Genomic DNA, 8170 nt, shown 5'->3' with positions numbered 1-8170 from the left:
GGCCTTCGTCATGACGCCGAAGGGGCCAGACGACTACACCATGGCGCTTCGCCGCAAGCTCGTGACTGAAGTAAGCATGAACGACGACCGTCCGCTGTGAAAGTGCGCCATGTAGGACGAACTTTCGAGGCCCCATCCCGGAGCGCATTGCACAACGAGATCCCCGCGCCGCTGCAGCGCGAGACCTTGTAGGACCGTCAGGACAACAGCCTATCGCCGCAATGCGTGCACGCTTGCCTTGCCTTCGCCGCCTACCGGCAAAGCCATGTCATCGTCGAGAAGGCGCGTGATGCGGGCAAAGCCGGTGAACGCTTTCCTTGCTTCCTCGGCCGACATCTGGCCCGACAAGGCGGCCGAGCAACAGTTCAGCGCGCACTGATAAACCGGACCGCGCCGTCCCGTTGGCCATTTCCGCAAGAACATCATGGCTTCGGCAACACTATCGATTTCTTCCGCAGGGTGTCCTTGCCCGCGCGAAATCCGCACGGGCGAAAAGAAATGCAATTGATCCATCGTTTCCTCCCGGTCGACCGCAATGCGCTCGATCGAACCCCACCAAACGCACCAACAGCCGGTTGGTTCCAGCCAAAAAATGGAATTTTTTGAGAAATCTGTCAGGCGAAGGCGATCACCTGTGCGGTGGTGAGTGTCGCCTACATCGTCGGAAAGTGGCAGGCGACTTTGCGACCGGGTCGGTATTCCCGCAACTGCGGCCGCTCCGAACGGCAGCGCTCCGCCGCGATCGGGCATCGGGGATGGAAACGGCAGCCGGTTGGAGGGTTCAGAGGGCTCGGTACGTCGCCGGTGAGGATGATGCGCTTGCGCGTCCCGCTGGGCGTCGTCTCCACGATAGGAACCGCCGAGATCAGCGCCTGGCTATAGGGATGGGCCGGTGCTGCAAACACTTCTTCCGCCGGCCCTTCTTCGACGATCGAGCCGAGATACATGACCGCTATGCGGGTTGAAACCTGACGTACCACCGACAGGTCGTGGGCGATGAAGATGTAAGTGAGATTGAGCTTCTCCTGCAGATCGGCAAGCAGGTTGACGATTTGCGCCTGCACCGACACGTCGAGCGCGGAGACGGGTTCGTCCAGGACCACGAGGTCCGGGTTCAATGCAATAGCCCGCGCGATGCCGACGCGCTGGCGTTGCCCGCCGGAAAATTCGTGCGGAAACCGCATGACGTGATCCGGCAGCAGGCCGACAAGGTCGAACAGTTCCGCCACGCGTCTGGTGATCTCGCTCGACGAGAGCCTGCCATGGATGCGCAGCGGCTCGGCCACCAGGTCGCCGACGCGCCGGCGCGGATTGAGCGATGCCGACGGATCCTGGAAAACCATTTGCAAGCGGCGCCGGAGCGGCCTGAGTTCGGACAGCGACTTCGAGGTGATATCGTTGCCTTCGAACAAAAGCTCGCCGTCCGATATGTCGTAGAGCCTCACCAGGCAGCGCGCCAGCGTGGACTTGCCGCATCCGGATTCGCCGACCAGGCCGACCGTCTCGCCGCGCCACACGGTCAGGGAAACATTGTCGACCGCATGAACGGTTCGCTTGCCTTCGGCGGAAAAACGGCTGCCGATCGAAAAGCGCTTGCCCAGCGAACGCGTCTCGATAATGGGGCGATTCTTGTCGGTCATCGATCCGCTCATGCCTGTGCCACCCTGAAGCACGCCGCGGCATGAGTGCCGCTCCCGAGGTCGGGTTTGCCGGCCTCGCAGGGCTCATAGTGAACCGGGCACCGCGGACCGAACGCACAGCCCTGCGGCAATCGCAGCAATGACGGCGGCGAACCGGGAATGGCCGGCAGGCGGCGTGGTTTTTCGCCGGTCAGCGGCGGGATCGAACCGAGCAGCGCGCGCGTATAGGGGTGTCGCGGATCGGAAAACAGCTCCGCGCGACTGCCGCGCTCCACCACGCGGCCGGCATACATGACCATGACCCGGTCGGCGAGTTCGGAGACCACGCCCATGTCATGCGTGATGAAGACCACCGCCGACTTGTGCGTCGCGCGCAGCTTGCGCACCAGATCGAGAATGCCGGCCTGTACGGTGACGTCGAGCGCCGTGGTCGGTTCGTCAGCCACCAGCAACGCCGGATTGCAGGACAAAGCCATTGCGATCACCGCCCGTTGACGCATGCCGCCGGACAGTTGGTGCGGGTAGCGCGACATCGCCTCGTGCGGGTTCGGAAAATTCACCTCGGCCAGCAATTCCTCCACGCGCTCCATCGCCTTGGACTTGCTGATGTTGCGATGCGCGCGGATCTGTTCGGCGATCTGCCAGCCGATCGTGTAGACAGGCGTCAACGCGGTCATCGGATCCTGGAAGATCATCGCGATCTCGTTGCCGCGCAGCCGCCTCAGTTCGCGCGCGGGCAGTCCCACCAGTTCGCGGCCCTTGTAACGGATCGAGCCTTCGATGGTGGCGTTGGGATCGGTGATCAGACCCATGACGGCCAGCAGCGACACGGTCTTGCCGGAACCGGACTCACCGACGACGCCGAGGATCTCGCTCTCCTCGAGGTCGAAGGAAACGCCATCGATGGCCCGCACCAGGCCATCATTTGTGCGGAAGGATACTTTGAGGTCGCGCACCGACAGTATCATGATGTCCTCAGGCGCGGATCGAGAAGGATGTAGACGAAATCGACCACCGCATTGGCAACAACCACGAACATCGAAGCGTACATCACCGTTGCCATGATCATCGGCAGATCGAGATTCTGCAGCGCGTCATAAGTGAGCTTGCCGATGCCGTGCAGCCCGAACACCACCTCCGTCAGCAGGGCCGAGCCTCCGACCAGCGCACCGAAATCCAGGCCGAACAAGGTGACGAAGGCGATGAGCGACGTGCGCAAGGCATGGCGCAGCAGGATGCGGGTCTCCGACAGGCCCTTGGCCCGGGCCGTACGGATATAGTCCTCCTGCAGGGATTCGATGATCGCCGCGCGCAGCACGCGCCCATAAATGCCGATGTAGAGAATGGACAGCGTGATCCACGGAATGACCAGGGTCAGGAACCAGCCCTTTGGATCGTCGGAGAAGTTCTTGTAGCCGAGCGGCGGCACCCAGGAGAACGCCCAGCTGTCGTGGTAGCGGCTCTGGGTGATCAGGTTCATCACCTCGCCCAACCAGTACACCGGCATCGAAATACCGAGCAGCCCTAGCGCCATCAGCAGCTTATCCAGCCAGCTGCCGCGCGTGGCGGCGGCGGCGATGCCGATGATGATGGAGACGACCACCCACAGGATCGCCGCTCCGAACACCAGCGAGAGCGTGACCGGGATCGAATCCATGACCGCCGGCACCACCTTCCAGCCACGATTGACGAAGGAGGTCAGATCGCCGGTGACGAAGATCTTCTCCATCATCGTCACATATTGCACGTAGAGCGGCCGGTCGAAGCCGAAGCTGTGGCGTACCGCCTCCAGCACTTCGGGCGATGCATTGCGGCCGGCGATGCGCGCCGCCGGATCGGAGCCCGGCGTTGCGAAGAAAATCAGGAAGACGATGACCGAGATGCCGAACATCACGAACAGCATCTGGCCGAACCGGCGCAGGATTGCGTAGATCATCAGTCGCGCCCCAGCCGAACCTTGGAGCGCGGGTCGAGCGCGTCGCGCAGACCGTCGCCGAAGACATTGAGCGCCATGACGGAAACCGCGATCGCCAGGCCCGGCACCAGCGCCACCAGTGGCCTGGTGTAGAGCAGCGCCTGTCCGTCCTGGATGATGGTGCCCCAGCTCGCGGCCGGCGGCTGCACGCCGATCGAAAGGAAGGAAAGGGCTGATTCCGTAAGCATGTTCAGCGCCATCATCAGCGGCACGAAGACGATCAGCGTCGTGGTGACGTTGGGCAGGATGTCGCGCCACAGGATGCGCCACCCCGGCACGCCCAGATTGATCGCGGCGAGCACGAATTCGCTTTTGCGCAGTGCCAGAACCTGCCCGCGTATCGGACGAGCCACATAGGGCACGTAGACGATACCGATGATGATGACAGGCAGCCACAGACTGCCGGACTCGATCTGGATCGGTCCTATCGTGATGCCATGCGCGATGGTGACGATGGAGAGCGAAATCGCCAGCAGATAAATGGGGAACGCCCACAGTATGTCGAGGAAGCGCGACAGCACCGTGTCGGTGACGCCGCCGAAATAGCCGGCGATCAATCCCGCCGCCGTGCCCAGGATCAGGGTGAAGATGGTTGCTGCTCCGGAGATCAGCAACGAGCTCAGCCCGCCATAGAGCATCCTGGCCATGACATCGCGCCCCTGGCTGTCGGCGCCGAGGAAATAATTGCCCAGCCGCCAGGTCGGGCCGAGCGGTGTGTAGCCAAGCCCGAGCCCCTCCGTCGATTGTTCCATCACCGGAACGTCGGCACCGTCGATCTGGATGACGGCGTCGAGCGTCGAGGCGAAGGGGTCCACGCCTGCCCATTTCGCATAAAGAGGCGCACTGAGGCAGGCAAGGACGATGAGGAGGAACACGGCCAGCGACGCCATGGCGGCCCTGTCCCTTGCCAGCTTCGCAAACGCGACGGCCCAGGGCCCTCGCGTCTTGCGCGGCGCGGCGACAGCTACGTTCGACACGGACGTGCCCCTCCGCGGTTCGTTACTGCACCCAGGCCATTATTGTACCCAGGATTGGGTGATCATCCAGTTGAACTGCCTGTTGAACTTGAAATTGCCAAGACGTTTGCTGACGAAGTCTAGCCGCTTCGGCGTAAAGAGGCCGACCGCAGGTGCCTTGTCGGTGACTTGCCTGTCGATTTCAGCCCACATTTTATCGGCGGCTTTCTGATCGGTGACGCCGAGGTCCAATGCCTTTTGCATCTTGGCGTCGATTTCCTTGTCGCAGAAGCCGGCGATGTTGATCGAGGCGTCCGAACCTTCGCGGAAGGAGGCGCAGCTGAACAGGATGTTCAGGAAGTCCGAAGCCGCCGGATAGTCCTTGTACCACTGGGTGACGGACATCTGCACCTTGTTGTTGGTGTTCTGGATGTAGGTGAACTGGATGTTCGACGAGATCGGCTTGACGTCGGCGACATAGCCGATGCTGGTCAGCACGCTCTGCAGATAGACGCCGATGGAGCGCGAAATGGCGGTGTCCTCGACGATGATCGTCACCTTCTGGCCCTTGGTGCCGGAGTCCTCAACGAGCTGCTTTGCCTTGTCGAGATCAGGAGCCGACCATTTGGCGCCCGGGTTCTTGGTGAAGGGACAATAGTCTTCATGCCCGGGGAAGTCCGGAGGCAGGACCTGGCAGACCGGCGAGGCCAGCACCTTGCCGCCGAACAGCTTGACCAGCGTGTTGCGATCGATCGCATAGGCAACGGCCTGGCGGGCTTTTTCGTTGTCGAAGGGTGCGAGACGGTTGTTCAGCGGCGCGTACCACCAAGCCGAAAGCGGCGAGATGTGCAGCTGGTCCATGGACTTGCTGCCCAGTTCGCCCAGGCGGTCGCTCGGCAGAGCGTCGAACATCCAGTCCGCTTCGCCGTTCTGGATCGCGGTGACGGCTGCCTCTTCGGACAGGCCGAAATCATATTGGACGACATCCGGATAGCCGTCCGGCTGGGCTTCTTCGCTCCACTGCTTGAAATTGGGGTTGCGGGAAACCGTCATGCCCTTGTTCGGGTCGAAGGCGGAGATCATGTACGCGCCGGTGCTGGGAATGGGCTTGGAACCCATGTCTTCAGCGGGCGTGTCCGCCGGCAGGACCACGGCATGCGGCAAGGCAAGCTTGTAGAGCAGCTCGGCATCCGGCTTGGTGATGTTGATGGTGATGGTGCCGGCCGCTTCGTCGCCGACAACGCCGCCTTCCAGCGTGCAGCTCTTGGTGTCGGCCAGGCATTTGTCCGCCCCGACGATGCCGGCATAGAACGTGCCGGAGGTGGGTCCGGAAACCTTGAAGATGCGCTGGAAAGAAGCGACGACGTCCTTCACGCCAAGATCCTGGCCGCTGGAGAACTTGATGCCCTTGCGCAGCTTGAAGGTGAAGGTCTTGCCGTCATTGCTGACCTGCGGCAGGGCCTCGGCCAGATCGGGGACGATGGTGAAACCGTCCATGCCCTCGGCCTTGCGGAAGGCCACCAGGCCGTCATAGATCGGCTGGTACATCTGCCAGCCCTGGTCCGTGTAATTGATGTGCGGATCGAGCGTTCCGGCCGCGGAGCGGGCCAGCAGGCGGATGGTGCCGCCTCGGTGCTCCTTGAGATATTCGGCCTGTGCCGGGGCCAGCCATGTACCGGCCAGCAATGCCGCGGCTGTTGCCGCCAGAAGCAGTTTCTTCATGTCTTGATTCCCCTTTTTTCAGTTATCGTTGTGGTCCAGGAAGTCTCCCACCACCCGCATGCACGCATCTTGCTCTTCGACATGCGGCATGTGGCTGGAATGCTCGAATATCTCCCAGCGAGACCCCTTGATGCCGTCCTTGTAGGGCTGCACGGTCGCGGGCGTGGCCTCGTCGTGACGTCCGGAGATGATCAGTGTGGGAACATCGATGGCCGGCAGGCGCTCGACGATGCTCCAGTTCCTCAGCGTTCCGATGACATGGAACTCGTTTGGCCCATTCATCAGATTATAGACGGTCGGATTGCGCACGACCTGGGCGAAACTTTCCGTGACTTCGGGCGGGAAAGGCACGACCCGGCAGACATGCCGCTCGTAGAACACCATCGTCGCAGCCTGGTAAGCCGCATCGTCCGTCGTGCCGGCCTGTTCGTGTCGGGTCAGGGTCTCCTGCACATCCGCGGGCAGATCCGCACGCAACCGGTTGGCCTCTTCGACCCACAGTTTCATGGACGCCGGTGAGTTGGCTATGGTCAGCGATTTCAGGCCTTGCGGCCGCGTCACGGCATATTCGGCGCCCAGCATACCGCCCCAGCTCTGGCCGAGCACGTGGAAGCCTGTCCGAATGCCGAGGTGGTCGACGAGGTTTTCAAGCTCGTCGATGAACAGCCCAGGTGTCCAGAAATCGGCGCCTTTCTCAGGCAGCAAGGTGGAATTGCCGCAGCCCAACTGGTCGTAGTGGATGACGGCGCGATCCCTTCGCGCAAGAAGCTTGTAGGCATCGACATAGTTGTGAGCGACGCCCGGGCCGCCATGCAGGATCACCACAGGCGCCTTTTCGCCGCCGAGTTCGCCACTGACCCGATACCAGGTCTCGTAGGCGCCAAAAGCGGCCCGTCCTTCCATGCCGATGATCTCAGATGACATCCCAATTCCCAGTGCGATTGAAGGTACTTTTATCGTCCGCGGCGGCAGGCGCCTAACTCATGTTACGGGTGACCTGCACCCACTCTTCCAGCATCTGCACGCCAAATGCCGTGGCACCTTGCCTGCCGAGCGGCCGATCGGTGTCGGTCAGTTCCTTGCTGGCGATGTCGAGATGCACCCAGGGGCGATCTTCCGTGAAATGGCGCAGGAAGGCTGCGGCATAGGGAGCATCGCCATCTTCCATATCCTTGGCATGATGCCGCAGGTCCGCGAACGGCGATTGCAGGCCCTCGTCGTAGGCCCGATCGAGCGGCAGCCGCCAGAACCGCTCGCCGACCGTTTCTCCGGCCGCGATCATCTGTGACGCGATGGCATCGTCGGTGCTGAACAGGCCGGCGAATATCGACCCCAACCCACGCGTCACCGAATAGGTCAGCGTTGCCAGATCGACGATCACTAAAGGGTTGAAGCGCGTGGCTGCATAGTGGAGGCAGTCGGCCAGAAGCAGGCGTCCCTCCGCATCCGTGTCGAACACTTCCACTGTCTGTCCGGACGCCGTCGTGATGATGTCGCGCGGTTTGAGCGCCGTGCCGGATGGCATGTTCTCCGCAATGCCGAGAACACCGACAACGTGTACCGGGCTGCCTTGCCGGGCGAGTGCGATCAGCAGGCCGACCACAGCGGCCGCTCCGCCCATGTCGGCTTTCATGTCGAACATCTGCGCTCCGCCCTTGATGCAGAGGCCGCCCGAATCGAAGCAGACGCCCTTGCCGACGAAAGCGAGTGGTTGGGCGGGAGCACCCTTGCCCCGGTAGCGCAGGACAGCGACCCGCGGCGGGCGCGCCGAGCCCGATCCGACAGCAAGAAGCGCGGTCATGCCGAGCTCCTTCAGTTGCGCGGCATCAAGCATTTCGATGTCGATGCCGGCTTCAAGCAGGGGCTCAAGATGATCG

General features: G+C 62.3%; 7 protein-coding genes and 1 pseudogene. All 8 read right to left on the bottom strand.

Going from position 1 to position 8170, the window contains the following annotated elements; translation table 11 throughout:
* Positions 1-210: 210 nt before the first annotated feature.
* Positions 211-513 carry a DUF982 domain-containing protein gene (locus EN969_RS08125; protein WP_024503323.1) on the bottom strand — a complete coding sequence of 101 codons (303 nt, stop codon included), beginning with the start codon at positions 511-513 and terminating at the stop codon, positions 211-213.
* A gap of 140 nt (positions 514-653) precedes the next feature.
* Positions 654-1640, bottom strand: a complete 987-nt coding sequence (locus EN969_RS08120) for a dipeptide ABC transporter ATP-binding protein (RefSeq protein ID WP_013531723.1) — start codon at positions 1638-1640, stop codon at positions 654-656.
* Positions 1641-1648: 8 nt separating this feature from the next.
* Complete coding sequence (locus tag EN969_RS08115; RefSeq protein ID WP_024503324.1) at positions 1649-2608, bottom strand: ABC transporter ATP-binding protein; 960 nt, start codon at positions 2606-2608, stop codon at positions 1649-1651.
* Positions 2605-3576: an ABC transporter permease gene (locus EN969_RS08110; protein ID WP_013531725.1), complete on the bottom strand. Its 972-nt coding sequence runs from the start codon at positions 3574-3576 to the stop codon at positions 2605-2607. The genes EN969_RS08115 and EN969_RS08110 overlap by 4 nt, the downstream gene beginning before the upstream one ends.
* Positions 3576-4592 carry an ABC transporter permease gene (locus EN969_RS08105; RefSeq protein WP_063167981.1) on the bottom strand — a complete coding sequence of 339 codons (1017 nt, stop codon included), beginning with the start codon at positions 4590-4592 and terminating at the stop codon, positions 3576-3578. Before EN969_RS08105 ends, EN969_RS08110 begins: the two co-directional genes overlap by 1 nt.
* Before the next feature lie 39 nt (positions 4593-4631).
* Positions 4632-6293, bottom strand: a complete 1662-nt coding sequence (locus EN969_RS08100) for an ABC transporter substrate-binding protein (RefSeq protein WP_024503325.1) — start codon at positions 6291-6293, stop codon at positions 4632-4634.
* A gap of 18 nt (positions 6294-6311) precedes the next feature.
* A complete protein-coding gene (locus tag EN969_RS08095) occupies positions 6312-7217 on the bottom strand; it encodes a proline iminopeptidase-family hydrolase (RefSeq protein ID WP_027161573.1) in 906 nt (301 codons plus the stop codon).
* 52 nt (positions 7218-7269) lie between these two features.
* Positions 7270-8170: pseudogene (locus EN969_RS08090) on the bottom strand (peptidase M17); the annotation flags it as partial.

The sequence above is a fragment of the Mesorhizobium sp. M7A.F.Ca.CA.003.01.2.1 genome (assembly GCF_003998945.1).
Taxonomy (GTDB): Bacteria; Pseudomonadota; Alphaproteobacteria; order Rhizobiales; family Rhizobiaceae; genus Mesorhizobium; species Mesorhizobium ciceri.
The sequence above is the reverse complement of the archived record's forward strand: the minus strand, read 5'-3'. Positions and strand labels throughout refer to the sequence as shown.

Coding starts and splice junctions, on each gene's coding strand:
- EN969_RS08125 (WP_024503323.1), bottom strand. CDS start 513: ATGGATCAATTGCATTTCTTTTCGCCCGTGCGGATTTCGCGCGGGCAA.
- EN969_RS08120 (WP_013531723.1), bottom strand. CDS start 1,640: ATGACCGACAAGAATCGCCCCATTATCGAGACGCGTTCGCTGGGCAAG.
- EN969_RS08115 (WP_024503324.1), bottom strand. CDS start 2,608: ATGATACTGTCGGTGCGCGACCTCAAAGTATCCTTCCGCACAAATGAT.
- EN969_RS08110 (WP_013531725.1), bottom strand. CDS start 3,576: ATGATCTACGCAATCCTGCGCCGGTTCGGCCAGATGCTGTTCGTGATG.
- EN969_RS08100 (WP_024503325.1), bottom strand. CDS start 6,293: ATGAAGAAACTGCTTCTGGCGGCAACAGCCGCGGCATTGCTGGCCGGT.
- EN969_RS08095 (WP_027161573.1), bottom strand. CDS start 7,217: ATGTCATCTGAGATCATCGGCATGGAAGGACGGGCCGCTTTTGGCGCC.